At 71.3% G+C, this 26,722-nt stretch carries 23 protein-coding genes and 1 tRNA gene; 13 read left to right on the top strand and 11 right to left on the bottom strand.

Annotated elements, in window-relative coordinates; translation table 11 throughout:
• Window positions 1–1,020: a Gfo/Idh/MocA family oxidoreductase gene (locus ABZ098_RS14830; protein ID WP_356590896.1), complete on the top strand. Its 1,020-nt coding sequence runs from the start codon at window positions 1–3 to the stop codon at window positions 1,018–1,020.
• Window positions 1,021–1,152: 132 nt separating this feature from the next.
• Window positions 1,153–2,133, top strand: coding sequence for a hypothetical protein (locus tag ABZ098_RS14835; protein WP_356590898.1), 981 nt, complete (start codon window positions 1,153–1,155; stop codon window positions 2,131–2,133).
• A 50-nt stretch (window positions 2,134–2,183) separates the two neighbouring features.
• On the opposite strand, the gene ABZ098_RS14840 is transcribed toward ABZ098_RS14835, so the two are convergent.
• The 5 genes from ABZ098_RS14840 to ABZ098_RS14860 form a co-directional block, all read right to left on the bottom strand.
• Entirely contained in the window at window positions 2,184–3,191 is a 1,008-nt protein-coding gene (locus ABZ098_RS14840; RefSeq protein WP_356590900.1) for a Gfo/Idh/MocA family oxidoreductase, read from the bottom strand.
• Window positions 3,188–4,510 carry an FAD-dependent oxidoreductase gene (locus ABZ098_RS14845; protein WP_356590902.1) on the bottom strand — a complete coding sequence of 441 codons (1,323 nt, stop codon included), beginning with the start codon at window positions 4,508–4,510 and terminating at the stop codon, window positions 3,188–3,190. The genes ABZ098_RS14840 and ABZ098_RS14845 overlap by 4 nt, the downstream gene beginning before the upstream one ends.
• A gap of 139 nt (window positions 4,511–4,649) precedes the next feature.
• A complete protein-coding gene (locus ABZ098_RS14850; RefSeq protein WP_356590904.1) occupies window positions 4,650–5,654 on the bottom strand; it encodes a Gfo/Idh/MocA family oxidoreductase in 1,005 nt (334 codons plus the stop codon).
• Window positions 5,655–5,726: 72 nt separating this feature from the next.
• Window positions 5,727–6,503 carry an SDR family oxidoreductase gene (locus ABZ098_RS14855; RefSeq protein ID WP_020116692.1) on the bottom strand — a complete coding sequence of 259 codons (777 nt, stop codon included), beginning with the start codon at window positions 6,501–6,503 and terminating at the stop codon, window positions 5,727–5,729.
• A 37-nt stretch (window positions 6,504–6,540) separates the two neighbouring features.
• Window positions 6,541–7,707 carry a phytanoyl-CoA dioxygenase family protein gene (locus ABZ098_RS14860; protein WP_356590906.1) on the bottom strand — a complete coding sequence of 389 codons (1,167 nt, stop codon included), beginning with the start codon at window positions 7,705–7,707 and terminating at the stop codon, window positions 6,541–6,543.
• 107 nt (window positions 7,708–7,814) lie between these two features.
• Between ABZ098_RS14860 and ABZ098_RS14865 the strand changes: the two genes are divergently transcribed.
• A complete protein-coding gene (locus ABZ098_RS14865; RefSeq protein WP_356591422.1) occupies window positions 7,815–8,834 on the top strand; it encodes a LacI family DNA-binding transcriptional regulator in 1,020 nt (339 codons plus the stop codon).
• 33 nt (window positions 8,835–8,867) lie between these two features.
• Here the strand turns inward: ABZ098_RS14865 and ABZ098_RS14870 are convergent, their stop codons facing one another.
• Window positions 8,868–10,016, bottom strand: a complete 1,149-nt coding sequence (locus ABZ098_RS14870) for a Gfo/Idh/MocA family oxidoreductase (protein ID WP_356590908.1) — start codon at window positions 10,014–10,016, stop codon at window positions 8,868–8,870.
• Between the two features lie 116 nt (window positions 10,017–10,132).
• Between ABZ098_RS14870 and ABZ098_RS14875 the strand changes: the two genes are divergently transcribed.
• A complete protein-coding gene (locus ABZ098_RS14875; RefSeq protein ID WP_356590910.1) occupies window positions 10,133–11,140 on the top strand; it encodes a LacI family DNA-binding transcriptional regulator in 1,008 nt (335 codons plus the stop codon).
• Window positions 11,141–11,157: 17 nt separating this feature from the next.
• Here ABZ098_RS14875 and ABZ098_RS14880 read toward each other — a convergent pair whose 3' ends face one another.
• The gene (locus ABZ098_RS14880; protein WP_356590912.1) at window positions 11,158–11,502 is read right to left on the bottom strand and encodes a cupin domain-containing protein; all 345 of its coding nucleotides are present in this window, start codon (window positions 11,500–11,502) and stop codon (window positions 11,158–11,160) included.
• A gap of 124 nt (window positions 11,503–11,626) precedes the next feature.
• Here ABZ098_RS14880 and ABZ098_RS14885 point away from each other — a divergent pair, with 124 nt between their 5' ends.
• The 7 genes from ABZ098_RS14885 (at window position 11,627) to ABZ098_RS14915 (ending at window position 17,920) form a co-directional block, all read left to right on the top strand.
• Window positions 11,627–12,148: a hypothetical protein gene (locus tag ABZ098_RS14885; protein ID WP_356591426.1), complete on the top strand. Its 522-nt coding sequence runs from the start codon at window positions 11,627–11,629 to the stop codon at window positions 12,146–12,148.
• A 144-nt stretch (window positions 12,149–12,292) separates the two neighbouring features.
• Window positions 12,293–12,943 (top strand): GntR family transcriptional regulator, encoded by a 651-nt coding sequence (locus tag ABZ098_RS14890; RefSeq protein ID WP_351991375.1) that lies wholly within the window; start codon window positions 12,293–12,295, stop codon window positions 12,941–12,943.
• Window positions 12,944–12,991: 48 nt separating this feature from the next.
• Window positions 12,992–13,741, top strand: coding sequence for a PIG-L deacetylase family protein (locus ABZ098_RS14895; protein ID WP_356590914.1), 750 nt, complete (start codon window positions 12,992–12,994; stop codon window positions 13,739–13,741).
• A complete protein-coding gene (locus ABZ098_RS14900) occupies window positions 13,738–14,442 on the top strand; it encodes a 4-carboxy-4-hydroxy-2-oxoadipate aldolase/oxaloacetate decarboxylase (RefSeq protein ID WP_356590916.1) in 705 nt (234 codons plus the stop codon). Before ABZ098_RS14895 ends, ABZ098_RS14900 begins: the two co-directional genes overlap by 4 nt.
• A gap of 26 nt (window positions 14,443–14,468) precedes the next feature.
• On the top strand, window positions 14,469–15,533 hold the full coding sequence (locus ABZ098_RS14905; protein ID WP_356591428.1) for a 4-oxalomesaconate tautomerase: 1,065 nt from the start codon (window positions 14,469–14,471) through the stop codon (window positions 15,531–15,533).
• A complete protein-coding gene (locus ABZ098_RS14910; RefSeq protein WP_356590918.1) occupies window positions 15,530–16,480 on the top strand; it encodes a catechol 2,3-dioxygenase in 951 nt (316 codons plus the stop codon). The genes ABZ098_RS14905 and ABZ098_RS14910 overlap by 4 nt, the downstream gene beginning before the upstream one ends.
• Window positions 16,481–16,597: 117 nt before the next feature.
• A complete protein-coding gene (locus tag ABZ098_RS14915; protein WP_356590920.1) occupies window positions 16,598–17,920 on the top strand; it encodes an aromatic acid/H+ symport family MFS transporter in 1,323 nt (440 codons plus the stop codon).
• A 91-nt stretch (window positions 17,921–18,011) separates the two neighbouring features.
• Here ABZ098_RS14915 and ABZ098_RS14920 read toward each other — a convergent pair whose 3' ends face one another.
• On the bottom strand, window positions 18,012–18,593 hold the full coding sequence (locus tag ABZ098_RS14920) for a helix-turn-helix domain-containing protein (RefSeq protein ID WP_356590922.1): 582 nt from the start codon (window positions 18,591–18,593) through the stop codon (window positions 18,012–18,014).
• Between the two features lie 176 nt (window positions 18,594–18,769).
• Between ABZ098_RS14920 and ABZ098_RS14925 the strand changes: the two genes are divergently transcribed.
• Window positions 18,770–20,197 carry an MFS transporter gene (locus ABZ098_RS14925; RefSeq protein WP_356590924.1) on the top strand — a complete coding sequence of 476 codons (1,428 nt, stop codon included), beginning with the start codon at window positions 18,770–18,772 and terminating at the stop codon, window positions 20,195–20,197.
• 81 nt (window positions 20,198–20,278) lie between these two features.
• Window positions 20,279–20,352, top strand: a tRNA-Pro gene (locus ABZ098_RS14930).
• 90 nt (window positions 20,353–20,442) lie between these two features.
• Here the strand turns inward: ABZ098_RS14930 and ABZ098_RS14935 are convergent.
• The 3 genes from ABZ098_RS14935 to ABZ098_RS14945 all read right to left on the bottom strand — a co-directional run bounded on the left by ABZ098_RS14935 (window position 20,443) and on the right by ABZ098_RS14945 (window position 26,601).
• The gene (locus ABZ098_RS14935) at window positions 20,443–21,918 is read right to left on the bottom strand and encodes a cellulase family glycosylhydrolase (protein WP_356591430.1); all 1,476 of its coding nucleotides are present in this window, start codon (window positions 21,916–21,918) and stop codon (window positions 20,443–20,445) included.
• A gap of 160 nt (window positions 21,919–22,078) precedes the next feature.
• Window positions 22,079–23,389: a cellulose binding domain-containing protein gene (locus ABZ098_RS14940; protein WP_356590926.1), complete on the bottom strand. Its 1,311-nt coding sequence runs from the start codon at window positions 23,387–23,389 to the stop codon at window positions 22,079–22,081.
• Window positions 23,390–23,640: 251 nt separating this feature from the next.
• Window positions 23,641–26,601: a GH59 galactosidase gene (locus tag ABZ098_RS14945; RefSeq protein WP_356590928.1), complete on the bottom strand. Its 2,961-nt coding sequence runs from the start codon at window positions 26,599–26,601 to the stop codon at window positions 23,641–23,643.
• Window positions 26,602–26,722: the final 121 nt, after the last annotated feature.

The following is a 26,722-nucleotide window of genomic DNA, read 5'->3' on the forward strand; positions in this document are numbered from 1 at the left end:
ATGACCGAGCGAGCCACCCTGGGCGTCGCCGTCATCGGCACCGGCAAGATGGGCGCCGACCACGTCCGCCGTATCCAGGAGGTCGTCAGCGGCGCCCGGGTGAGCGCCGTCGTGGACCTCGACGCCGAACGCGCCAAGCAGATCGCCGCCCGGGTCGAGGGCTGCACCGCCTACACCGACCCGGCCTCCGCGATGGCGGCGGCAGATGTCGACGCCGTCCTGATCGCCTCACCTGGCCCCGCCCACGAGGCGGCACTGCTCCAGGCCTTCGAGCACGACCTGCCGGTGCTGTGCGAGAAACCGCTCACCCCCGACGCGGCCTCCGCGCTGCGGGTCGTGGAGGCCGAGCGGAGACTGGGGCACAGGCGTGCCCAGGTGGGCTTCATGCGGCGCTGGGACGCCGAGTACATGAAGCTCAAGTCCCTGCTGGAGACAGGCCAGTTGGGGCGACCGCTCATGCTGCACAACCGGCACCGCAATGCCGCGAGCCCGCCCTTCTTCACCAGCTCCATGCTGATCAGCGACTCCGTGGCCCACGAGACCGACGTGACGCGCTGGCTGCTCGGGCACGAGATCACCGCGGTCACCGTGCTGCGCCCGACGCCCTCGGCGAACGCCCCCGACGACCTCCAGGACCCCCAGTTCGTCGTCTTCGAGACCGACGGCGGCGCCCTCTCCGACGTGGAGATCTTCGTCAACTGCGGCTTCGGCTACCAGGTCCAGGCCGAGGCGGTCTGCGAACGCGGCACCGCCCGCGTCGGCGACGGCCACGCCATGGTCACCAACATGGCCGGGCGCTGGGGCGGCACCATCGCCCAGGACTTCGTCGAACGCTTCGCCGACGCCTACGACCGCGAGGTCCAGGCCTGGGTCGACGCCACCCGCCGCGGCCAGGTCACCGGGCCCAGCGTGTGGGACGGCTACGCGGCGGCCGCGGTGTGCGAGGCGGGCGTACGGTCGCTGAACGAGGGCGGCCGGGTGCCGGTGGAGCTCGTCGAACGGCCCGCCCTGTACGGCTGACTGCGGGCTGTACGGGGGCAGTTCGGCGAAGTTCCCCCGTGCTCGCTACGTACCCGGAGAATCGCGGCATCGGTGTGATGCCTTGTGCCACCATGGCGCGGCTGTCCTCGGCGGGGCGGCGAGGGGGTGGTCATGGGACTCGTACGGATACTGCTGCCGTTGCCGCGCGCGGCGGCCCGGCTGGCGCCGGAGAGGGGCGGACCGCTGCTCGGGGCGGCACTGTCGTACTGCGTCACGCCCTCCTGGGCGGGGCTGCGGTCGCCGTCGCCCGAGCGGCGGCTCGCCTGGGCCGACGAGGCGGTCGCGGTGTACCGCGCGACGGCCGACGCGGACGGGCTGAGCCGCGCCCTGGCGCTGCGCGCCCACGCGTTGCTGCTGTCCGGCCGGTACGAGGAGGCGTGCGCGGCCGCCGTCCTCGCGGGGGAGCAGGCGTCCCCGGCGGCGGCCGCCTTCGCCGACGATGTGCGGGCACAGGCCCTCGCGGGCGTCGGCCGGACCGAGGAGGCCGCGTCGGTGGCACGCGCGTGCGTGACGGCGTACCGCGGGCTGTCCGCCCCCGACCGCCGGGAGCGGGCGCTCGGCAGCCTGCCCGGCGCGCTGCGCACCTACGGGATGCTGCTCGCCGCGGTCGGCCGCACCGAGGAGTCCGTGGCCGTCTACGAGGAGTGCGCCGCGCTCCTCGCCGCCATGTCGCTCAGGGAACTGTCCCACGTCGAGCTGGTGCGGCCGCGGGTGCTGGCCGAACTGGTCGGCGGGCTGCGGGCGTCGGGGCGCCACGAGGACGCGCTGGGCGTGGGCCCCGAGGCCAGGGAGGCACTGCGGGGCGCCGTGGCGTGGACCGCGCCCGAGATCGTCCTGCCGCTGCGGGTACGGCTCCTGGTGGACCTCGCCCGCTGTCACAGCGCCACCGGCGACCCGGTCGAGGCCCGCGCCCGCGCCGTGGAGGCGGTGGCCGAGGCCCGCAGACCACTCGGCGCGAGCGCGCTGGCGTCCGCGCTGGCCTGCCTCGCCGACGTCCTCGGGGAACTCGGCGAAGAGGACAGGGAGTCGGACGTCCGGCGCGAACTCGCCGCGCTGGAGGCCGACCTCACGGCGGACCGGGCGGGAGGATAGGCAGACCCCCCGGACAGGCAGGCCCCCGGGACGGACAGGCCCCTCGGGGCTCAGCCGGCCTTGTACCGCGGCCGCGGCTCGAACCCGGCCGCCCGGTACGCGGAGTCGATCAGCGTCATCGTCGCCACCGCGTCCTCCGCGCCCAGCGGCAGCGGGGCGCCCCCGCGGACCCGGTCCGCGAACGCCTCGAGCTGGTAGGTGTACGACGACCGGGTGCCGAGCCGCTCGGTGCGCTCGCCGTCCGCCGTGCGCACCACGACCCGGTCGTCCGTGTGGGGCAGCACGAAGTTCGGTGCGAGGACCTCCCCCCGCGAACCGGTGATCCGGCAGCTCATCTCCAGCCGGTCGTACGCCATGTGGCAGCGCGCCGAGCCGGTCGCGCCGCCCGGGAAGGCCAGGTCGGCGTCCAGCCACTCGTCGACGCCGGGGGCGCCCGCCCGCTCGCCGCCCCGCGCGGACACCAGGCGCGGCGCGCCGCCCGCCCAGGGGGCCAGTACGCGCAGCGCGTGCAGGCTGTAGCAGCCGAGGTCCATCACCGCGCCGCCGGCCAGCGGCAGCGACCAGCGCGGGTCGGAGTCCGCCGGGGCCGGGATCGCGACCATGGTCTCGACGTGCCGCAGCTCGCCGATCTCCCCGCTCGCGAGGACCTCGTGCAGGCGCCGGGTGACCGGGTGGAAGAGGTAGTGGAAGGCCTCCATGAAGACCGTCCCGGCCTTCGCGGCGGCCTCCCGCACCTCCGCGGCCTCCTCGGCGTTGCTCGCCGACGGCTTCTCGCTCAGCACGTGCTTGCCGGCGGCGAGCGCCGCGAGGTTCCACGGCCCGTGCAGTCCGTTGGCGAGCGGGTTGTAGACGACCTCGACCTCGGGGTCGGCGATCAGTTCGGCGTACGACCCCGCCACCCGCTCCACACCGTGCTCGGCCGCGTAGGCCTCGGCGCGGGACCGGTCGCGCGCGGCCACCGCGACGACCCGGTGGCCGGTCACCCGGGCCGGTCCGATCAGCGAGGACTCGCTGATCCGCGCGGCTCCCAGGACTCCGATGCGCAGCGGTTCGCTCATGTCTGCCGTTCCTCCTCGATCAGGGCAGGGCCGTGGTCCTGCCGGGTCAGTGTGCCCCGCGCGGGCGGGAAGTGGCGGCGCGCGAGGTCCTGGGCGTGGGCCACCGCGCACTCGACGAGCTCGAACGCGGGCAGCCCGCCGACGTAGTAGGTGCGGTGACGCCCCTGCAGCGCGTCGAGCCGGTCCAGCGCGCCGTCCATGAGGTCGGCGCCGCCGAAGTGCGGCATGAACGCCCACTCACGCCGCAGGTGCACCCGCTCCAGCCGCCCGCCGAGGGCCGCGACGTCCTCCCGGAGCAGCGCGGTGACGTCGCCGGGGCGGCCGTAGGAGTAGAAGGTCCGCACCTCGCTGCCGGGGTAGCGGTGGTGGTACGAGACGCAGTGGCCGGACGACTCACGGCTCGAGGTGTGGGCGGCGAGGAAGTGGAACCCGTCCTCGGGGAGGCCGGGCGCGGCGGCGAGGGTGGTGTGGTAGGCGTTGCTGCGGATCCGCGCGGCGAGGTCGCGCTCCTCGTCGGTGGCGTCCAGGACCGGCAGGATCCGGTCCGGAGCGACCGCGAGCACCACGTCGTCCGCCTCGACCGCACCCGAGTCGGTGTGCACCCGCACCCCGTCCGCGCGGCGTTCCACCGCCGTCACGCGCACCCCGCACCGCACGTCCTTCAGCTCCTGCGCGATCCGGCGCCACAGCGTGGCGAACCCGCCCGCGACCGTGAAGTCTCCGGCGTGGCCGAGGACTTCGGGGCCGGGGTCCAGCAGCCCGGTCATCTCCGCGTACTTCACGAAGTACAGCGCGGGTATGTCGTCGTCGAGATGGCCGTACCCGGCGGCCGTGTATCCGGTGCCGAAGGACTCGGCCATGGAGTGCAGGTCGTGGTCGGCTATCCACCGGGCGACGGGGGCGGCGAGCGCTCGCGCGGAGTGGGCGAGCCCGGGTTCGGCTATGCGAGGGAACTCCCGTGCGCGCAGCGCACGGTAGCGCTGGAGGGAGCCGTCGCGCAGGAACGCCATCGGCTGCCGGACGGCACGTCCCGCGGTGTCGAGGACGCGATAGCGGCTGGTGCGCTCCGTCTCCACGTCCAGTTCGGCCAGCAACCGAGCGATCCGTTCGTACCTGTTGGTGCAGATGTGGCCGCCGAGGTCGAAGGCGTGCCCGTCGACCAGCACGCTCTGGCACTTGCCGGCCACCGTGTCCTGTTCCTCCAGCACGGTCACCCGGTGCCCGGCGCGTTCCAGTTCGCGGGCGACGGCCAGGCCGCTCGGTCCCGCGCCTACGACGGCCACGGTTCGGGGGCCTGCGGTGCCGGGTAACTCCTGCATGCTCGTGACTCCTGGGTCGGTCGGACGTGGGTGGCTCTCATGGTCGTACGGAGAGATCACGTGACCGTAAACGGGCGTCGCGGGCGGAGCGTTCACCCCTGGTGTCCCGGGCACGGGCGCCCGGGACACGGCCGGGGACTCAGGCGGCGCGGACCTCGGCGATCGTCACCGGGCGGTGCTCGTGCAGGGACAGCGTGCACGCCTCGGCGATCCAGCCCGCCTCCAGGGCGTCCGCGATGGTGCACGGCGAGGGCCGGGTGCCGGCCACGACCTCGGTGAACGCGGTGAGTTCGGCGCGGTAGGCGGCCGTGAAGCGGTCCATGAAGAAGTCGTGCGGGGTGCCCGCCGGGAAGGTCACACCGGGCTCGACCGAGCGCAGCGGGAGCTTGTCCTCCAGGCCCACCGCGATGGAGTCCTGGAAGCCGTGGATCTCCATGCGGACGTCGTAACCCCGGGCGTTGTGGCGGGAGTTGGAGACCACCGCGATCGTGCCGTCGTCGAGGGTGAGGATGGCGCCGGTGGTGTCGGCGTCGCCCGCCTCCTTGATGTAGTCGGCGCCCCGGTTGCCGCCGACGGCGTACACCTCGACGACCTCGCGGCCGGTCACCCAGCGGATGATGTCGAAGTCGTGCACCGAGCAGTCCCGGAAGATGCCCCCGGAGGCGGCGACGTACGCGGCCGGCGGCGGGGCCGGGTCCAGGGTGGTCGAGCGCACGGTGTGCAGCTTGCCCAGCTCACCCGACTGCACGGCGGCCCGCGCGTTCACGAAGCCGGTGTCGAAGCGGCGGTTGTAGCCGATCTGGATCGGTACGTCACTGCCCTGGACGGCCTTGAGGACCTCGACGCCGTCACTCATGTGCTTGGCGACGGGCTTCTCGCAGAACACGGGGATGCCGGCCTCGACGCCGGCCAGGATCAGCCCCGGGTGGGCGTCGGTCGCCGCCGCGACCACGATGCCGTCCACGCCGGAGGCCAGCAGGGCCTCCGGCGAGTCCACGACCTCGCCGCCGAACCGGTCCGCGGCGGACTTGGCGGCCTCCGCGAAGGGGTCGGTGAGGACGAGCGACTCGACCGCGTCGAGTCCGGAGAGGGTCTCGGCGTGGAAGGCGCCGATGCGGCCGAGGCCGAGGATTCCGATACGCATGGGGATGCAGCTCCTAGCAAGCGGTACGTGCGAGCGGTACGTGCGAGCGGTTCTCGCGAGGGGACGGGGAGGTCAGTCGAGGCCGCCGAGGACGTTCTGGTCCCAGTCGATCACCGATCCGGTGACCACGCCCGACCGGTCGGACAGCAGGAGGACCACGAAGTCGGCGATCTCGTCGGGCTGGCCGAGCTTGCCCATCGGGAGCCTGGCCGCGGCCTCCTCACGCCAGTCGTCACCGGCGCCGTGGAAGGTCTTCTGGGTGGCGTCCTCGCCCTCGGTCGCCGTCCAGCCGATGTTCAGGCCGTTGATCCGCACCCGGTCCCAGCGGTGCGCGTGCGCCGCGTTGCGGGTGAGGCCGATCAGGCCGGCCTTCGCGGCCACGTAGGGCGCCAGGAACGGCTGCCCGCCGTGCGCCGAGGACGTGATGATGTTGACGACCGTGCCGGGTGCCCCCCGGCCGACCATGTCCGCCACGGCGGCCTGCATGGCGAAGAACGGCGCCTTCAGGTTGATCGCGATGTGCTGGTCGAACAGCTCGGGCGTGGTGTCCAGGAGCGTGCCCCGCGAGGTCAGCCCGGCGGAGTTCACCAGGCAGTCGACCCGGCCGTACGCCTCGACGACCCGGGTGACGGAGGCCTTGGCCTGCTCGGCGTCGGCGAGGTCGGCGCGGACGAACAGCGCCTTGCCGCCGGCCGCCTCCAGCTCCGCCACCAGCGCCTCACCGGGCTCCGGCCTGCGGCCGGTGACGGCCACGACCGCCCCCTCCCGGACCGCGGCCCGGGCGATGGCGGCGCCGACGCCCTGGCTGCCGCCGTTGACGAGGACGACCTTGTCGTCGAGAAGTCCCATGAATGTGCCGGTGCCTTTCGAGTAGTGCGAAGCCGGTTCAGCTCGTGCGCCGGTCGGCGGCCGCCCGCAGCTCGTCCCGGAGCGTCCGCGGGGTCCAGCCCTCGGCGAGCGCCCGCCGTACGAGGTCCGCCTGGGAGGGCGGGGCGAGTCCGTCGACCGGCGGGTCGCTGTCGAGGTTGGTGGGGAAGGGGTAGCCCTCGGCGCTCGCGGCGATCACGTTGTCCAGCCACTCCGCGTCGGCGCCGTCCGCCTTGCGGCGCAGCAGCGCCGGGTAGACGGCGTTCGACACCGCCTCCCGGTCCACGGTCTCCATGGCACGCCCGAAGGCCGAGGACACCTGGAGCAGGTTGGCCATGCGCCGCACGTCCGTCGTGCGGTTGGTGCCGGCCGCGTGGAACAGCGCCGGGTTGAAGAAGACGGCGTCGCCCTTGGCGAGCGGCAACTGGACGTGGTGCTCCTTGAAGTACGCCTGGAACTCCGGCCGCCGCCACGCCAGATACCCGGGCTCGAACATCTGTGAGAACGGCAGGTACAGCGTCGGCCCCGATTCCACGGGCATGTCGCAGTGCGCGACGGCGCCCTGGAGCGTGAGCACGGGGGAGAGCCGGTGGACGTGCGCCGGATAGGCCGCGGCGACCTCGTCGGAGAGGAAACCGAGGTGGTAGTCGCGGTGCGCGGTCTGCGCGAGGCCGCCCGGGTTGACCACGTTGACCTGCGAGGTGACCTGGTAGCCGGGTCCGAGCCAGGCCTCGGACACCAGGGCGACGACGGGGTTGGCGTAGTAGTCGGCGAACGCCGCCGGGTCGTAGAGGGCGGCCTTCTCCAGCGCGTTCCACACCCGCTCGTTGGCGCCGGGCTTCGCGAAGTGGTCGCCCGCGGTCGTGCCCGCCGCGTACTGCTCGCGGATCAGCGAGTCGAAGACCTCGGTGAACCGGTCCACGACCGCGTGATCGGGAAACGCTCCCCGGAAGACCACGACACCGGGGCCGTCGGTCAGGGCCCGCACCAGCTCCTCCTGCACCTCCCGGCGGTCCTTGGCGCCGCGGACGCGCTCGGTGTCGTACAGCAGGACGTTCCGGTCCACGGCCGAGGCGTGCGGGTAGTCGGCGGGGTCGGCCGTCCGCTCGACGAGCGCGCGGAAGGAGTCGAGGTCGCAGTCCTGCTCGGACAGCCAGGCGCGGTGGTGTACGGCGGTGAAGGACATCGGCGTCCTCTCGGTGACAGGGGCGACTCAGCGCTGTCATTCTTGTCATGACAAAGCCGTCGAACAACCAGCAGGCAGCCATCAAAAACCCCTCAAGGAGCAGTCGCGTGGGCCACCCCTATCCGATCCGGGAAATCGCACGTCAGGCGGGGCTGAGCGAGGCCACCGTCGACCGGGTCCTGAACGGCAGGGGAGGGGTCAGGGAGAACACCGCCCGCGAGGTCCGCCAGGCGATCACCGACCTGGACCGGCAGCGCACCCAGGTCCGGCTGGTCGGCCGCACTTTCATGATCGACATAGTGATGCAGACGCCGGAACGCTTCTCGACGGCCGTGCGCGCAGCCCTGGAGGCCGAGCTGCCCGCGCTGCACCCCGCCGTACTGCGCTCCCGCTTCCACTTCCGGGAGACCGGCCCGGTGGCGGAACTGACGAAGACCCTCGACCGGATAGCCCGGCGCGGCTCCCAGGGCGTGATCCTGAAGGCCCCGGACGTCCCCGAGGTCACGGCCGCCGTCGGCCGGCTCGCGGAGGCGGGCATCCCCGTGGTCACCCTGGTCACCGATCTGCCCTCCACGGCCCGCCTCGCCTACGTGGGCATCGACAACCGGGCCGCGGGAGCGACCGCCGCCTACCTCATGGGCCAGTGGCTCGGCGACCGCCCCGGCAACGTCCTCACCAGCCTCAGCAGCGGGTTCTTCCGCAACGAGGAGGAGCGCGAGATGGGGTTCCGCAGCGCCATGCGCACCCGGCACCCGGAGCGGGCGGTGGTGGAGATCGCCGAGGGCCAGGGCCTGGACGCCACGCAGTACGACCTGGTCCGGGCCGCGCTGGAGCGGGACCCGGAGATCCGCGCGGTCTACTCGATCGGCGGCGGCAACATCGCCACCCTGCGGGCCTTCGAGGACCTGGGCAGGGAGTGCGCGGTGTTCGTGGCCCACGACCTCGACCACGACAACGACCGGCTGCTGCGGGAGCACCGGCTGTCGGCCGTGCTCCACCACGACCTGCGGCAGGACATGCGGGAGGCGTGCCACATCGTGATGCGGGCGCACGGGGCGTTGCCGCCGGCGGGGCCGACGACGCCTTCGGCGATACAGGTGGTGACGCCGTACAACATGCCGTACTGAGTCGTCCGGCGTGCCGTGCGGAGGAGACTCCTCCTACAGGTCCACCCACGCGCCGCTCCGCGCGGACCGGGACATGGCGTCCAGTACGGCGGCACTGTGCACGGCGTCCTCCAGAGTGGCCCCGTACGGCGTGCCCTCGGCGACCGAACGCAGGAACCGGTACGCCTCCACGACCTTCAGGTCGTCGTAGCCCATGGCGTTGGCTGCGCCCGGCTGGAAGGCGCCGAACTCGCCGTCCCGCGGGCCGACGTACACCGTGCTGACCGGCTGGTCCTGGTAGCGGGTGCCGCGGCTGACGCCCAGCTCGCCCATGCGGCGGAAGTCCCAGAACACCGCGCCCTTCGTGCCGTGCACCTCGAAGCCGTAGTTGTTCTGCTCGCCGACCGAGACCCGGCAGGCCTCCAGGACACCCCGGGCGCCCGAGGCGAAACGCAGCAGGCAGTTGACGTAGTCCTCGTTCTCGACCGGCCCGAGCTCCCCGGTGGCGAGGGTGTGGCCGGCGGTCGCGCCGGTGGGGCGGGCGCGCTCCGGCACGAAGATCGCGGTGTCGGCGGTGAGGGAGACGATGTCACCGAGCAGGAAGCGGGCCAGGTCGGCGCCGTGCGAGGCGAGGTCGCCGAGCACCCCGCTGCCGCCGCGCGCGCGTTCGAAGCGCCAGCTCAGGGCGCCCAGCGGGTGGGCCGCGTAGTCGCTGAAGAGGCGGACGCGCACATGGGTGACCGTGCCGATCTCCCCGGCCGCGATCAGGTCGCGGGCGGCCTCCACGGCGGGCGCGTTGCGGTAGTTGAAGCCGACCGTGCTCCGCACACCGGCCTCGGCCGCCGCGTCGGCCACCGCCCGGGCGTCCTCGGCGGTGAGGCCGACCGGCTTCTCGATCCAGATGTGCTTGCCGGCCTCGGCCATCGCCACACCGATCTCGCGGTGCAGGAAGTTGGGCGCGGTGATGCTGACCGCCTTGACGCGCGGGTCGGCCGCGACGTCGCGCCAGTCACGGGTCGTCGAGGCGAACCCGAACTGCGCGGCCGCCTCCTCGGCCCGCCCCGGCACGTCCTCGGCGACGGTCACCAGCTCCGGACGCAGGGGCAGCAGCGGGTAGTGGTGCGGGACACGGGCGTACGCCTGGGTGTGCACCCGCCCCATCCAGCCGAATCCGACGACGGCGACGCCGAGCGTGTCCACCATGACTGACAGCCCCTCTTTGGACCGGTCCATATTCTGTCCCGGTCACCTTGGGTGCCGTATTCGCCCGCTGTCAACCCTTTGACAAGCCGCACCGCCCCATGGAACGGTCCATCTCCATGAGACCGCCGACGATCCGTGATGTGGCCGACCGGGCCGGTGTCTCGAAGTCGCTGGTCTCCCTCGTGCTGCGGGGATCCGACCAGGTGCGCCCGGAGAAGCGGGAGGCCGTGCTGCGGGCGGTGCGCGAGCTCGGCTACCGGCCGAACGCCGCCGCCCGCAGCCTCAGCGAGCAGCGCACCCGCACGGTCGGCGTCCTCCTGAACGACCTGCGCAACCCCTGGTTCGTCGACCTGCTCGACGGCCTCAACTCCCTGCTCCACGACAACGGCCTGCGCATGCTCCTGGCCGACGCCCGCCTCAACCGCCGTACCGGGCAGGACCCGGCGGGCCCCTTCCTGGACCTCGGTGTGGACGGCCTGATCGTGGTCGGCACGCTGCCCGAACCCGCCGCGCTCCAAGCGGTGGCCGAGCGCCTCCCGGTGGTCGTGGCCGGAGCGCGCGAGCCCCGGCTGCCGGGCGTGGACGTGGTCGCCAACGACGACGAACGCGGCGCCCGCCTGGTCACCGAGCACCTGATCGGCCTCGGCCACCGCCGGGTCGCGCACATCGCGGGGTACGGGGCGGTCGGCGAGCTGCGCCGGCGGAGCTTCGAGGCGACGATGCGGGCGCACGGCCTCGCGCAGGAGGCGGTCGTCGAGCCGAGCGACACGACCGAGGAGGGCGGCTACCGCACGACGGTCCGGCTGCTGAGCCGCCCCGACCGGCCGACGGCCCTCTTCGCCTTCAACGACATCGCCGCGGTCGGCGCGGTGTCGGCCGCCGAGGAACTGGGCCTCGCCGTCCCGCGCGACCTGTCCGTCGTCGGCTACGACAACACCAGCATCGCCCGGCTGCGGCACGTCTGGCTCACCACCGTCGACAACGCCAGCCACGAGGTCGGCCGCCGCGCCGCACGCTGTCTGCTCGACCGGTTCGAGGGGCGCGGGGGAGCAGGCCGTACGGATCTGGCCGCGCCGGCGCTGGAGATCCGGGGGACGACGGCGGGCCCGCCCGACGTCGAGTGACGGCGTCCCGGCACACGTCACAGGTTGATCGCGTACGCCTTCCGCAGCGTCTCGTGCACCGTCCACGTCGTACGGTCGCCCTCGCGCAGGACGGCCATGTCGCCGGGCCCCACGTGCAGCGTCGGCCCGCCCTCGACCTCGATGGTCGCCGAGCCGCTGACGACGACGAACAGCTCGTCCGCCTCCGTGTCGGTGACGACGCCGGGGGTGATCTGCCAGATGCCCCGGATCTGACGTCCGTCCGCCGACTCCCAGACCACCTTCCCGGTCACCTCGGGCGTCCCGGAGACGATCTGCTCCCGGGCGAGGGGTTCGGACGCGAGCTCGGCGTCGGGGACGTGCAGTACGAAGCTGTGATCCATGGGGGCGACCCTAGCGAGATCGTTCCCGGCCCGTCCGTCGACAGTGTGTGGAGTGTCGGCGCAGGTGGAAGGACACTTCGTCGCCGACTGGCGGCACCTCGCGGCCCGGGTGATCGTGGAGGGCATGGCGGACATGACGGACGCCGAGGCCGCCGCGTCCCGGCCGCACCGGCACGACACCCGTGAGGCCGTCCTCTTCGGCGGGGTCTACGGCTCCGTCCTGGCCTGCTCCATGGTCGCCGCCCTCACCCAGTACGGGCACACCTCCCGCGACAGCCGCCGCTACGACGCCGCGTGGCTGCTGGTCACCGCCCTGGCCTCCGCCCTCGCGCACGGCTACGCCCACTACATCGCCGAGCGCGCCCCGCACCGCCGCGGGGACGCGCTGCGGAGCCTGGCCGACGAGTGGCCCCTGGTCACCGCGGTCCTGCCGACGGTCGCCCTGCTGGCGGGGGCCGGCTGGGGCTGGTGGCCCGCGAACGGCGTCGAGTACCCGGCCTTCGTCCTCAACATCACGCTCCTGTTCACCCTGGGCCTGGTCACGGCCCGCTGGTCCCGCCGGCCGTGGCTGACCGCGGTCGCCGTCGGGGTGGTCGACGCGATGTTGGGGGTGGTGGTCGTGGTGGCCAACGCGGTGATCAAGTAGGGGGCGGGTGTGGGGGGACGTGCGGGGGTGGGGTGGCCCGCGCTCGGTCGCCCAGGTCGAGCCGAGCTGTTCGCAGACAAAATTGTTGACAATCTTGTCTGGCTAGATTTAGGTTCGACAGGCACTCACTCAGGGAGGGCAACGATGCCGAAAGAAGCCCGTCCGAGCACCGGAGAGCAGGCCAAGCAGCATGCGTTCGCGCAGCTGCGGCAGGCGATCCTGCACGGCGAGATGGCACCGGCGCAGCGGCTGGTGGAGAACGAGCTCGCCGAGCAGTTCGGTGTGACACGGGCCAGCATCAGGGCCGCGCTCATCGATCTGGAGGCCCAGGGCCTCGTCGAGCGGATCCGCAACCGGGGTTCCCGGGTGCGGGTGGTGACCGTCGAGGAGGCGGTCGCCATCACCGAGTGCCGCATGGTCCTGGAAGGGCTGTGCGCGGCCAAGGCGGCGACCCTGGCCAGTGACGAGCAGCTCGCCGAGCTGACCGAACTGGGCACGGCGATGACCAAGGCCGTGGCCGACGGTGAGCCGGTGACCTACTCCGAGCTCAACCAGGAGCTGCACACCAAGGTGCGGGAGTTCTCCGGCCAGCAGACCGCCGTGGATCTGCTGGAGCGGCTCAACGCCCAACTGGTGCGGCACCGCTTCCAGTTGGCGCTGCGTCCGGGACGTCCGCAGCACTCCCTGAACGAGCACCTGGCGATGATCGAGACGATCAGGGCCAGGGACCCGCAGGCGGCCGAGAAGGCCGTCCGCGCCCACCTCGCCAGCGTGATCGAGGCGCTGCGCGACTGAGCCGCGCGAGGCGGGCGCACATCTGTCGACTCCAAGGAGATTCGAGCAATGACGCAGTCAGGCGCGCCCGCCGAGCCACGTTCGACACTTGTCATCACCGCGCACGCCGGGGACTTCGTGTGGCGTGCCGGTGGTGCCATCGCCCTGGCCGCCGCCCGCGGCGAGAAGGTCACCATCGCGTGTCTGACCTTCGGCGAGCGCGGTGAGTCCGCCAGGGCCTGGCGCGAGGGCAGGAAACTCGACGAGATCAAGGCGATGCGCCGGGACGAGGCCGAGCGCGCCGCCGCCACCCTCGGCGCGGAGGTCCGTTTCTTCGACGCCGGCGACTACCCGCTGGTCGCCACCGCCGAGTTGACCGACAAGCTGGTCGAGGTCTACCGGGCCACGCAGCCCGCCGTGGTGCTCACCCACCCGGTCGAGGACCCGTACAACGGCGACCACCCGGCCGCCAACCGCATGGCGCTGGAGGCCCGCATCCTCGCGCAGGCCATCGGGTATCCGGGCGAGGGCGACATCATCGGCGCCCCGCCGGTGTTCTACTTCGAGCCCCACCAGCCCGAGATGAGCGGCTTCAAGCCCGAGGTCCTCCTCGACATCACCGAGGTCTGGGAGACCAAGCGCAAGGCCATGGAGTGCCTCGGCGCCCAGCAGCACCTGTGGGACTACTACACCGACCTCGCCGTCCGCCGGGGCGTCCAGCTCAAGCGCAACGCGGGCCCGAACCTGGGGCTGGCCCACAGGACCCTGGCCGAGGCGTACATGCGTCCCTACCCGCAGATCGCGAAGGAGCTGGCGTGAGCGGCGTGATCGTCACCAACCCGCCGAAGGCGGAGCTGAAGGACGTCGACGCGCTCGCGCGGTACGGCGTGGCCACCGTCAGCGAGGCGATGGGCCGAACGGGCCTGCTGGGTCCGGCGATCCGCCCCGTGCAGCAGGGTGTCCGGGTCGCGGGCACCGCGGTCACCGTGCTGAGCTGGCCCGGCGACAACCTCATGATCCACGCGGCCGTCGAACAGTGCGGCGAGGGCGACATCCTGGTCGTCACCACCACCTCCCCGTGCACGGACGGCCTGTTCGGCGAGCTGTTCGCGACCGCTCTGCGGCAGCGCGGGGTGCGCGGGGTCGTCACCAACACCGGCATCCGTGACACGCAGGAACTGCGCGAGATGGGCTTCGCCGCCTGGTCCCGCGCGGTCTCCTCACAGGGCACGGTCAAGGCCACCGGCGGCTCGGTCAACGTGCCGATCGCCATCGACGGCCAGGTGATCCATCCGGGTGACGTGATCCTCGCCGACGACGACGGTGTCGTGGTCGTCCCGCGTGAGCGGGCCGCCGAGACGGTGGAGAGGTCCGCGGCCCGCGAGGCCAAGGAGGCCGCCACCCGTGCCGCCTTCGTCGACGGCCAACTCGGCCTGGACCGCTACGGGTTGCGGGAGACGCTGAAGAACCTCGGTGTCGAGTACCGATCGTACGAGGAGTACGCGGGGGAGCGATCGTGACCCCGCTGCCGGAGGAGGTGCCCTGCATGCTGATGCGGGGCGGCACCTCCAAGGGCGCCTACTTCCTCGCCGAGGACCTGCCCGCCGAGCCCGCCCTGCGCGACGACCTGCTGCTGCGGATCATGGGCAGCCCGGACGACCGGCAGATCGACGGCCTGGGCGGCGCGCACCCGCTCACCAGCAAGGTCGCCGTGATCTCACCGTCCGCCGACCCGAAGGCCGACGTCGACTACCTCTTCCTCCAAGTCGCCGTCGAACGAGCGGAGGTGAGCGATCGTCAGAACTGCGGGAACATCCTCGCCGGCGTCGGCCCGTTCGCCGTCGAGCGCGGACTCGTCCCGGCGGGGGAGAAGGACACCTCCGTCCGGATCCGCATGGTCAACTCCGGCGACCTCGCCACGGCGACCTTCCCGACCCCGGGCGGCCGCGTCGACTACGCCGGGGACGCGGAGATCTCGGGCGTACCGGGGACGGCGGCGCCCGTGGTGCTCGAGTTCCCGCCGGGTGGAGGGGAGTTGCTCCCCACCGGCAACGCCGTCGACGTCATCGACGGCGTCGAGGTGACCTGTGTGGACAACGGCATGCCGACCGTCCTCATCGCGGCGACCTCCCTCGACGTCACCGGCTACGAGCCGCCCCGGGACCTGGAGGAGGATGTCGCCCTGGCCGACCGTCTGCGCACCATCCGGGCGGCGGCGGGTCGCCTGATGGGCCTCGGTGACGTCTCCGACGCCACCGTCCCCAAGCTCACACTGCTCGCCCCGCCCCGGGACGGCGGCGCGGTCACCACCCGCACCTTCATCCCCGTGCGCTGCCACACCTCCATCGGCGTCCTGGGCGCGGCGAGCGTGGCGGCGGGCCTGCGGATCGAGGGCGGGGTGGGCACGGGAATCGCGGCGATCGACCCGAGAAGCGACCGCGTGCGCATAGAACACCCCACCGGATTCCTGGACATCGAAAGCAGCGTGGCGGCCGCCCCCGAGGGCTCGCCCTCGGCCCGCCGCACCGCCGTGGTCCGCACCGCCCGCAAGATCTTCGACGGCACCGTCTTCCCCCGGGCCGCCGACCGACCCTCAGGAGCTCACCGATGACTCCGCCGCTCGGCGACATCGCCCACATCGGCCACACCCAGCTCTTCACGCCCGACCTGGACGCCAGCGTCGCCTTCTTCACCGACTTCCTCGGCCTCACCGTCAACGGCCAGGACGGCGACACGGTCTACCTGCGGACCTTCGACGACTACGAGCACCACAGCCTGGTCCTCACCGGCCGCGAGCAGCCGGGCCTCGGCCGGCTCGCCCTGCGCACCTCCAGCGAGGAGGCACTGCACCGCCGAATCAAGGCAGTCGAGGACTCGGGCGGCACCGGCACATGGGTCGAGGACGAACCCGGCCTCGGCAAGCTCTACGTCACCACCGACCCGGACGGCCACGAGCACGCCCTCTACTGGGAGAGCGAGCACTACCGGGCCCCCGAAGAGCTCAGGCCCGCGTTGAAGAACCAGCCGCAGGCCAAGCCCAACAGGGGAGTCGGCGTACGGCGGTTGGACCACGTCAACTTCCTCGCGGCCGACGTGCTCGCCAACGCCGAGTTCCAGCAGAACGTCCTCGGCGCCCGGCCCACCGAGCAGATCCGGCTGGACAGCGGGAAGATCGCGGCGCGCTGGCTGACGTACACGAACAAGTCGTACGACGTCGTCTACACCTCGGACTGGACCGGCAGCGAGGGGCGGCTGCACCACATCGCCTTCGCGACAGACACCCGCGAGGACGTCCTGCGCGCGGCCGATCTCGCCATCGACACCGGGGTGTTCATCGAGACGGGACCGCACAAGCACGCCATCCAGCAGACGTTCTTCCTGTACGTCTACGAGCCCGGCGGCAACCGCGTCGAGCTGTGCAACCCGCTCACCCGGCTGGTGCTCGCGCCCGACTGGCCGCTCGTCACCTGGACCGAGGAGGAGCGGCAGAAGGGCCAGGCCTGGGGTCTGAAGACCATCGAGTCGTTCCACACGCACGGGACTCCGCCGGTCGGCTGAGGTACCGGGAGCCACCCCCAGCGCATTGATGGTCGATGAGATTGTTGACAAAAACGTTGACACTCGCGGGGGTGGCTCCCTAGCGTCTGGCGCACCACGTACGAGAGGTAACCAACGATGTCCTCCTCCCCCTCCCCGCTCTCCGCCCGCGGCAGCAGGCTGGCCCTCCTGGTCGTCGGTCTGTGCTGGCTGGCCGTGCTCTTCGACGGTCTCGACATGTTCATCTACGGCTCGGTGCTGCCCCACCTGCTGGCGACCGGGACCTTCGGCCTCACCCCGGACCAGGCCGGCGACCTCGGCAGTTACGCCACCTTCGGCATGCTGGTCGGCGCCCTCGTCGCCGGCACGATCGCCGACCGCATCGGGCGCAAGAAGCTGATGGTCTCCTGCGTGACCCTGTTCTCGCTGGCCTCCGGCGTGTGCGCGCTGGCCGACAGCGTGACGGTCTTCGGCCTCGGCCGGACCCTCGCGGGCGTCGGCCTCGGCGGACTGCTGCCGACCGCGATCAGCATGGTCTCCGACTACGCACCGCGCGGCCGTGCGGCCCTCGTCATCGGCCTGCTGATGACCGCCCACCACGCCGGCGGCATCCTCTCCGCCTACGTCGCCAAGTGGCTCATCGACCCGGTCGGCTGGCGTGCCGCGTTCTGGGTCTGCGTGCTCCCGCTGCTCTTCGCCCCGGTACTGGCGAAGCTGCTGCCCGAGTCGCTGAGCTTCCTGGTCGCCAAGGGCCGCGCCGAGGAGGCCAGGGCCCTGGCCGAGCGCTACGACGTCGAGGTGCCCGTCGCGAGGACCGGCGGCGCCGGTGACCGCTGGACCAACCTCGCGAACCTGTTCCGCGGGAACGAGTGGATCCAGACCCTGCTCTACTGGGCGGCCTCCTTCGGCGGTCTGCTCCTCGTCTACGGAGTCGCCACCTGGCTGCCCACCCTCATGCGGGCCGAGGGCTACGCACTGGGCTCCGCGCTGTCCTTCGTGGTCGTCTTCAACCTCGGCGGCATCGTGGGCATGCTGGTCGCGGGCCGGGCCGCCGACCGCTTCGGCGCCCCGCGCATCTCCGCGCTCTGGTTCGCGCTCACCGCCGCGGGCGTCTTCCTGCTCAGCGTCCACATGCCGATGACCGTCACGATGATCGTCGTCTTCCTGACCGGCGTCTTCCTCAACAGCGCCCAGACGATGATCTACGCCACGGTCTCCATCCGCTCCGACGCGGACAACCGGGCCACGGCCGTCGGCTGGACCTCGGGCATGGGCCGCTTCGGCGCCGTCTTCGGCCCCTGGCTCGGCGGACAGCTCCTCGCGTCGGGCAACGGCGACCGGGGCTTCGCCGCCTTCGCCGTCGCCGGCCTGTCGTCCATGGTCTTCATCGGGCTCGCCGCCCTGCGCGGCTCCCGGCAACCGACCGCCGACACCGAGCACGAACTGGTCGCCGCCCACTGATACCCACCTGGGGGCGCGGGGAACTGCGCGAACGACCCACCGCGACCCGCACTCGCAAGGCGGCCGGTCGCCCCGAGCTCTCAGACGCCCGTCACTTCCTGACCCGCACCCCGTCCAGCGCGATCGACAGCACCCGGTCGCGCTGGGCGTCGTCGTCGAAGGTCGTCGCGGTGATCCCGGCGACCATCCGCAGCAGCTCCACGAAGTCCATGTCCGGCCGTGCCAGGCCCGCCTCCTGGGCGCGCGCGAACAGCGGCCCGCCCGCCGCGTACATCGAGTCCCGGCACGCGGCGAAGATCTCCGACTCGTCGTTGAGCGCCTCGCGCACCGCCCGCTTGGTCACCATGTAGCCCGCGAACCGGTCGAGCCAGGCCGTGAGCGCCTCCCAGGGCTCCCGGTCGGCGAGCTCCTGGGCCGCCTCCACCAGGGTGTTCACCTCGTCCGCGTACACGCTCTCGAAGAGGTGGCGCCGGGTGGGGAAGTTCCGGTACAGCGTGCCGATGCCCACGCCCGCCCGCCGCGCGATGTCCTCCAGGGAGGCCTCCGCGCCGTGCGCCGCGAACGCCTCGCGGGCGGCGGCCAGCAGGGCGTCGTAATTGCGGGCGGCGTCCTTCCGGTGCGGCCGCCGGGACGCGACGATCTCGCTGACGGGGAACGGCGACGGGGCGGTCACGACTGCCTCCCGGGACATGAAACGGAGGTGCACCTCCGGAACGGGTTGAAGCGGAGGGTTGCCTCCGTTAGAGTGGAGGCATGCCTCCACTTTAGCAGTCGAGGTCTTCCATCGTCCTTTCCGCGACCGCTTCCCATGAGGCTCCGGCCGCACCCGTCCGTTCGGAGAGGCTCTCCATGCCCCGCACGTCCACCCGTCTCACCTTCGCCGTCCTCGCGGCCGGCGCCGGCGTGTTCTCCATGCTCCAGTCGCTGATCGCACCGGCCCTGCCGACCGTCCAGCACGCGCTGCACACCTCGCAGTCCACCGCGACCTGGGTGATGACCGCGTATCTGCTGTCCGCCTCGATCTTCACGCCGATCCTCGGTCGCGTCGGCGACCTGATCGGCAAGAAGCGCACGCTCGTCGCCGTCCTCGTGACCGTGGCCGTCGGCTGTCTGCTCGCCGCCCTCGCCCCGAGCATCGGCGTCCTGATCGTCGCCCGGGTCGTCCAGGGCGTCGGCGGCGCCCTGTTCCCCCTCTCCTTCGGCATCATCCGGGACGAGTTCCCCGCGTCCGAGGTCAGCGGCTCCATCAGCAACCTGTCCGCCGTGATCGCCGCCGGCGGTGGCGTCGGCATCGTCGCCGCCGGTCCCATCGTGAGCGCGCTCGACTACCGCTGGCTGTTCTGGATCCCGGTCGCCATCGTGATCGCCGCGACCCTGATCGCCGTACGCTATGTGCCCGAGTCGCCCAACAGGGCGCAGGGGAACGTCAATTGGCTCGGTGCCGTCCTGCTGTCCGCGTGGCTGGTCGCGCTGCTGCTGCCGCTCAGCCAGGCCGGCGAGTGGGGCTGGGGCTCGGCCCGGGTGCTCGGCCTGTTCGCCGCCGCCGTCGTGCTGTTCGCGCTGTGGCTGTACTCCGAGGCCCGCTCCCGCACCCCGCTGATCGACCTCAAGGTGATGCGCCTGCCCGCCGTCCGGACCACCAACGCCGCGGCCCTGCTCTTCGGCGCCGGGATGTACTCGATCTGGTCCTTCCTGCCGGGCTTCGTGCAGACCCCTTCGTCGGCCGGGTACGGCTTCGGCGCGAGCGTCACCGCGGCCGGGCTGCTCATGCTGCCGATGCTGGTGGCGATGTTCCTCGCCGGTGTCCTGAGCGGCCGCCTCGAGCCGGTCGTCGGCGCCAAGGCCCTGCTCACCACGGGTGCCGCGCTGGGCGCGGTGTCCTGCGGGTTCCTCGCCCTCTGGCACGACGAGCAGTGGCAGATCGCCGTGGTCGCGGGCCTGTTCGGCCTCGGCATCGGGCTCGCCTTCGCCTCCATGGCCAACCTGATCGTGGGCAGCGTCCCGGCCGACCAGACCGGCGCCGCGACCGGGATGAACGCCAACATCCGCACCATCGGCGGCTCCATCGGCGCGGCGGTCACCAGCGTCCTGGTCACCGGTCACCTCCAGCCCTCCGGTCTGCCCCACGAGTCCGGCTACACACACGGCTTCTCGCTGCTGGCGGCGCTGTGCCTGGCGGCGGCACTGGCCGCCCTGCTCGTTCCGGCACGGCGGTCGGCGCGCCGAGTCGTCATGGCGGCCACGGAGGTCCGCGAGACCGTCACCACCCGGGGCTGACGTCCGGCGAGTCCGGTCCGGCCGTGTGCGTGAGGTAGGGTTACCTGCGCGATCACACGGAACACCCGTGGGGATCGCGGCCGGGACGTGGCGCAGCTTGGTAGCGCACTTGACTGGGGGTCAAGGGGTCGCAGGTTCAAATCCTGTCGTCCCGACTGGAGACAGTCGGAGGTGAGGGCCGGTTGCGGAGGTTTCCGCAACCGGCCCTTGATCATTTGTGGGGACCAGTTCGGGACGGGTACGCGTTACGGGGTCGTGTAGGGGTCCTGGCTGATCAGGTGGGCCTTCAGCCCCTCGCCGATGCCGGGCTCCGGGGTTCCGGCCCAGTCCTTGATGAGCACGGCGCCGGTGCTGCAACCCCACGGGTTCCAGGTCCATGCGAGATACCCCATGTGGTGCGCGTCGGCCCAGTCGACCAGCCGCTGCATGTAGTCGAAGCCGCAGTTGTCCTGGCCGAACTCACCGATGACGACCGGCACTTGTTCCGCGAGCGGCGCGACCTGGCTGTCCCAGCAGGATTCGGTCGCGCAGGCGTTGAAGCTGTAGGAGTGCCAGGACGCGGCGAGGTTGTTCAGCGGGTCGGTCGGCTTGTACGTCAGCCACTCCCGCAGGTCGTTGGCCCACTCCAGGCCACCCAGCATGAGGACGTTGGTCGCGCCGGTGGCCCGGACGGCGTCGACCAGGTCCTGCATGCCGGCGGTTTCATAGGGAAGACCGGTGCAGGTGCCGCCGTCCCGCCAGCACGTCCAGCCGAGGGTCTTGTCCCAGTTGGCGGCGACCTCCGGGTACGGCTCGTTGAACAGATCGAGAACGACGGCGTCGTTGCCCTTGAACGCGTTGGCGACACCGGTCCAGAACCGGGTGGCGTACTGAGCGTCCGGCATCGGCTTCTGGCACGTCGCGGTCGCGTCCTTGCAGTGCCAGTCCGGCCCGTTGGTGTAGGCACCCCGGGTCCAGTGCAGATCGAGGATCGGGGTGATGCCGTTGGCCACCAGCAGGTCGACGTAGTCCTTGACGCCCTGCTGGTAGGCGGATCCACTGGGCGAGCCGTTGATGCCGAGCCAGCATTCCTCGTTCAACGGCACGCGTACCGCGTGGATGTTCCAGGTCTTCATCGCGTCGACGGACGCCTGGTCGACCGGGCCGCTGTCCCACAGCCCCTTGCCCTGCACACAAGCGTATTCACCGCTGGAGCGGTCCACACCCAGCAGCCGGTACTGCTTGCCGCTCGCGGTGACGATCTTGTTACCGGAGACCTTCAGCTCCGGGGCCGGATCACTGGGACCGCCGGTCGCAGTGGAGGTGGGGGTGGGGGACGGGGATGTCACCGAGCCGGTACAGGTCACGCCGTTGAGCGCCACCGACGCGGGTTCCGGATTGGAGCCCTTCCACGCACCGGTGAACCCGATGGAAGCAGACCTGCCCGTGTCCAGCGCTCCGTTCCAGTCGAGGCTGGTGGCGGACACGCGGGTTCCGGACTGTGTCCACGTGGCACTCCAGCCGTTGGTGACCTTCTGGTCGGAGTTCGGGAAGTCGAACGTGGCGGTCCACCCTCGCACGGGGGAGCCGAGATTCGTGATGGTCAGGTTCGCGGTGAACCCTCCCGGCCATTCGCTCTGCACCTTGTACGCGATCGAGCAGCCGGTGGAGGCTGCCGATGCGGGCAGGGTGGCGATCGCAAGGCCACCCAGGATCAGTGCACCGGAGGCACCGGCGGCCATCAAGGCGTGACGACGTTTCACTTGATCTCCTCGTTGCCGTAAGGGATCGATGAGCTCGATACCCAGCTGATCGACGAGCTGGTGAGCCGGGCCGGGCCCAGGCCGAGGGCCTGCGGCTGACCGGTCCGCCAGGCGGGTACTGCGTGTCAATCTCCGGGAGTCAGGACGCGGTGCAGGAGAGTGTGCCGAGGTCTCGGTCGTCGCCGCTGAGCGTCATCCCCCAGGTCGTCGAGCCGCCCGGTGCCAGCGAGCCGTTGTAGGAGGCGTTGTGAACGGTGGTGGCGGGGCCGGACGGATCCAGCACCGCGTTCCAGCGGTTCGCCACGGTCACGCCGTCCGGCAGGGTGTGGCGCACCGACCAGGCGGTGGTCGGCCGGGACCCGGTGTTGGTGACCGTGACATCGGCCTGGTACCCGCCCTGCCATGAGCCGGTCAGCTTCCACTCCGCCGTGCAGGCGGTGTCGCCGGAGGGGCTCGGCGCGGGAGTGGGAGGTGGTGTCTCTCCGGAGCTGTCGGTGGTGTAGGCGACGGCGGTGTAGTCCTGCGAGCAGCCTCCCGCGCAGCCTGACGGCAGCGAGAAGGAGTACGTACGGCCGCCGCCCAGCCAGGCGTCGGCCGCGTCGCGGATCCGTATGGTGAAGCTGCTCTGGCCGGAGGCCGTCGCGCCGATGACGTAGGACTGCCCCATGTCGCTGTTCATCGCGGCGTCGGTCCAGGTGCCGTTCGCCAGGTACTGGACGCCGTGGATGCCGTTGGGTAGATGGGAGAGGGCGATGGCGGGCCAGTACCGCTGGGCTCCCCTGACGAAGCCGATACGGATGTCGCCGCTGTAGTCCGGGGCCGGGACGAAGCTCCAGGAAACATGACGGTTGTTCCAGTGGTCCGGGTACATCGTCCCCACTGGGGTGCCGCCGATCCGGAAGCGGTTGAGGGAGTCGGTTGCCAGGTCCAGGTGGTGGGGGTCGTCCCGGCACCAGGCGTTGGAATCGGCGCAGCTGTCCGCGACGAGCATGGTCAGGGTGGCCCCGTTGTACTTGTCGGCCACCCAGGAGCCGCTGCGGCAGAAGGAACGGCCCGGAGCGCCGTCGTTGGTGCCGGTGCAGTAGTCCCCGATGGTGACCCTGACCCAGCGACCGCAGTTGCGGCCGTTGTCGAAGACCCCCTTGACCGATGCGCTTGAGTCCGGCACCGGGCGGGGGTAGGTGCTCGAGTAGTCGCGGGGTGTGTTGAACACGTTGAGCGCCACGAAGTCCTGGCTGTCCAGTTCACGCTGTGGCAGACCGCAGCCGCCGTAGGGGCTGCCGAGCCCGGCGAAGTGGGTGGCGTTGCCCAGGACCTCAGCGGCCGCGGCACTCGCCGCGGGCGGCTGGGCCGCCGAGGCCAGCACGGGTGACGCGGCGCAGCAGAGCGCTGCCAGCAATGTGGCGGTGCGTCTTCTGGCGGGCGAGCGGGGGGTCGAAAGAAGCTGCATGGGGGGATCCGCCTTCTTCGTGACGGGGCGCCGTGACGTTCGTATGGGAGTCCTTGGGAGTCCTCTGGGAGGGAGGGGAGTGAGCGCTGGGACACCTCGCTGGTGGGAGCGCTCCCACGACTCCGTATCCGGGGACTGTAGAAGAGGGTCATGCCCCTGACAAGGGGGTGGGTCGCAGGTTCGAATCCTGTCGTCCCGACGGTGATGAGCGGCGGGTCTGCCGGAAGTGGCGGGCCCGCCGCTCGCGTCGGTCAGGCCTCCTCGCGGACCAGTCCGTCGTAGGCGGCGCCGAGCCTGCTCACGAGCTGTTCCACACCGAGGGTGTCGAGGCCACGCTGACCGGACAGCGCGGTCCTGGCGGCCGTGCGCGCGGTGGCGAACAGGGCCCAGGAGTCGGCCGTGTAGTCGGTCCGGTCCGGGGAGCCCACCGCCTGCAGGGCGCCGCGCAGCGGGGCCGTGTCGACCCGCCCGTCCACGTCTCCGGAGAGCGCGGTGAAGGCGTCGAGGACGATCTTCCCGGACTTCAGCGTGAACGTCACCGCGTGCCTGCCGTCGGGCAGACCGCGCAGCGAGTACGTCGCCTGACGCTTGTCGGTGGCGGTGGTCCTCGCGTCCCGGGCGACGGGCCGGCCGTCCACGGAGACGTCGAGGACGGCGCTTCCGTCGTTGCCGCCGATGACGTCGACGCCGGTGCCGCGGAACGGGACGGTGACCGTCGCGCCGGCCGTGGTGCTGGTGGACGTCGAGCGGTACCAGTTCATCGCGTCACCGAGGGACGCGTTGCGGCTCCAGGTGCCGCCGTAGGCGACCGAGCCGTCCATGTTGTCGGTCAGCGTGGTGGCGTACGGGGTGTGCCCGGCGACCTTCTCGACCTTCAGGTTGTCGAACGCGGTCCGGTGGAAGTCGGTGCCGAGCTTGACGCGCCCCCCGGTCACGGGTGCCGGGTCCTGGTAGGTGGCGACGGCCTGTCCGTCGACGTATGCGGTGACGGTCGCGCCCCTGGCCTCCAGAGCGAGGTGGTAACCGCCGGACGCGGCCACCGTCCCGGTGCGGACGGCCGTGCCGTACCTGGAGAGGGTCCAGCTCCCGGCCGGGCCGATCCCGACGCTGTACGCGGCGTCCGTCGCGGCCATGCCCTTCTGTTGGCGCACGCCCAGGGTGGCGAGGCCGCCCTGCGGGTCCGGGAAGGAGACGTCGACCGAGGCCTTGTAGTTCTCCCAACGGAAGTCGCCGACCGTGGTGTTGGGGGTGTTCCGGTTCCAGGCGCCGGTGTCCTTCATGGACTGGTCGAGGTACTGGTACAGGACGTTGTCGCCGTCCTTGTCCTTGCCGACCTCCCAGGCTCCGGTCTGGTCGACCATGTAACGGGGCTGGTTGCCACGGGACATGAGATACGACTGGGAAGCCTTGCGGGCGCCGTTGTCGGTGCCGACCCGGACCCTGCCCTCCTCCTCGTACCCGAAGTCGTCGGCGTACAGGACGGTGTCGTGGGTGTCGTGCCGCTTGCCGCTCGCGTCGGTGTCGAGCACCGTGCGGGCGGCCGAGGAGGGCAGGCGCTGGGTCGTCGCCTTGTCGCGGCTTCGGTCGAGCGTGGTGAACGTGACGATCGAGCGGGGCTTCACCGTGTAGGTGTAGTAGCCGTCGGCGTCGGGGCGGATCTCGGCTGCCAGGTGCTTGAAGTTCGCGTCGTAGGCCTCGCCGGGGTCTGCCGCGCGGGTCTCCCAGACCTCCATGGTGGGGTCAGCACCCAGGTCCATGTTCTCGGCCTTGATGCGGTAACTCTTCGTCCGGTCGCTGTCGTTGACGGCGATCGTCGAGAAGTCCTTCTTCCTCGGGTCGGCGAGCGTCATGTAACTGGGCGCGCCGTTCGAGCCGTCGACGTTCTCGGTGCCGCTCACCCCGCTGTAGCTCGCCTCCGGCACGGTGCGCCAGATGCCGGCCGTGTTGGTGTCGTTCTCCCAACCGGTCTTCGCGAACTGGGTGAAGTGCTGCATCACGTACACGGCCGCGTCGTAGTGGATGCTCCCGGACCACGGGTCCCGGGCGCTGACCAGCTCCTTGTGGCTGTACTGGGCGCCCTCGTAGAAGGCGCCGATCGCAGGCTGGAAGATGTAGTGCGTCCGCTTGGAGTTGGCGTAGCTCTTCACGGAGCGGTTGGCGAGGTCGAGGGCGCTCTGCACACCGCCGATGCCGGTGCTCGCGCCGCCGGGACCCTCGGTGTTGTTCACCCGGTAGTCCGTCCAGCCGAAGGAGCCGACGCCCTCGCTGTACCAGACCTCCTTGTCCTGGCCCCGGGCGTTGTCGCCGGTCGCCAGCTTCGTGTAGGGCCGGTAGGTGGCGCTGTCGGGAGCGCCGTCGAGCCGGTCCTCGGTGGTGTAGTGGTAGCCCACCGCGTCGACCATGCCGAAGAGTTCGGTGTCCGTGAGCATCGCCGGGCCGATGTTCTTCGTGGTGTTCTCGTCCGACGCGACGATCTTGATGCCGTGGTACGCCTTCGCGGCCGCCTGCTGCTGACGAGGTGTCAGTCCGTAGCGGGCGTCGGCGAATTCGGTGTCGTTCACCAGGGCGTTCTTGTACCACTTGACGAAGGAGATGTCGGGTTTGGTGGTCTCGTTGGTGTCCGGATTGACGTAGTCGACCATGTACCCGTACTTCTGGTACGCGTCGAGGATCGTCTCCTTGTACCACTTGTACATCTCGTCGGTGCCGGTGCCCTTGTTCCACTCGGTCTGGACCCACTGGGGCATGACCCAGCGCAGGATCGAGACCTTGAGCCCCGGGTTCACCGTCTTGGCGTCGGCGGCCAGTTGGAAGCCGGGGGAGCGGGACGCGTCGGCGAGTTCGTCCGCCGTGCGCATGGTCGCCGGATCGGAACCGGTCGACGTGTTGGTGTCCGATCCCATCTCGATCTTGACGTGGTTGATGAGCGGGTTCTTCCCGCCGAACAGCACTCTGACGAGCTGCCAGTAACGGTCGGGGTGCTCCGCCTTGTAGTCCATCAGCAGATTGCTCGTGCTGTTGCAACTCAGCAGGCCCAGGCCCTTGTAGGTCAGGCCGTTCACGTTGTCGGCGCGTACGTCGTTCCCGTCGACCACGATCTGCACCGGATCGTCCGCCGAGTGGGCGGCGGGGGCCGCGGTCACTCCCGCCGCCAGTGCCATGGTGGTCGCCGCGGCGAGCGACGCCCACCCGAATCTTCGCTGCATACCCATTCGGGGGACCGTAGGTGGCAAGCGCTTTCTAGGTCAATCCCCCTGCGTCACTTGAGATTTGAGGCGCCTCGGCGCACGTGACCTGTCGAAAAACGCGTGGACCGCGAGGTCGCCGTCGCGG

Origin of the sequence: Streptomyces sp. NPDC006335, from assembly GCF_040612795.1 — a bacterium.
Lineage (GTDB): Bacteria > Actinomycetota > Actinomycetes > Streptomycetales > Streptomycetaceae > Streptomyces.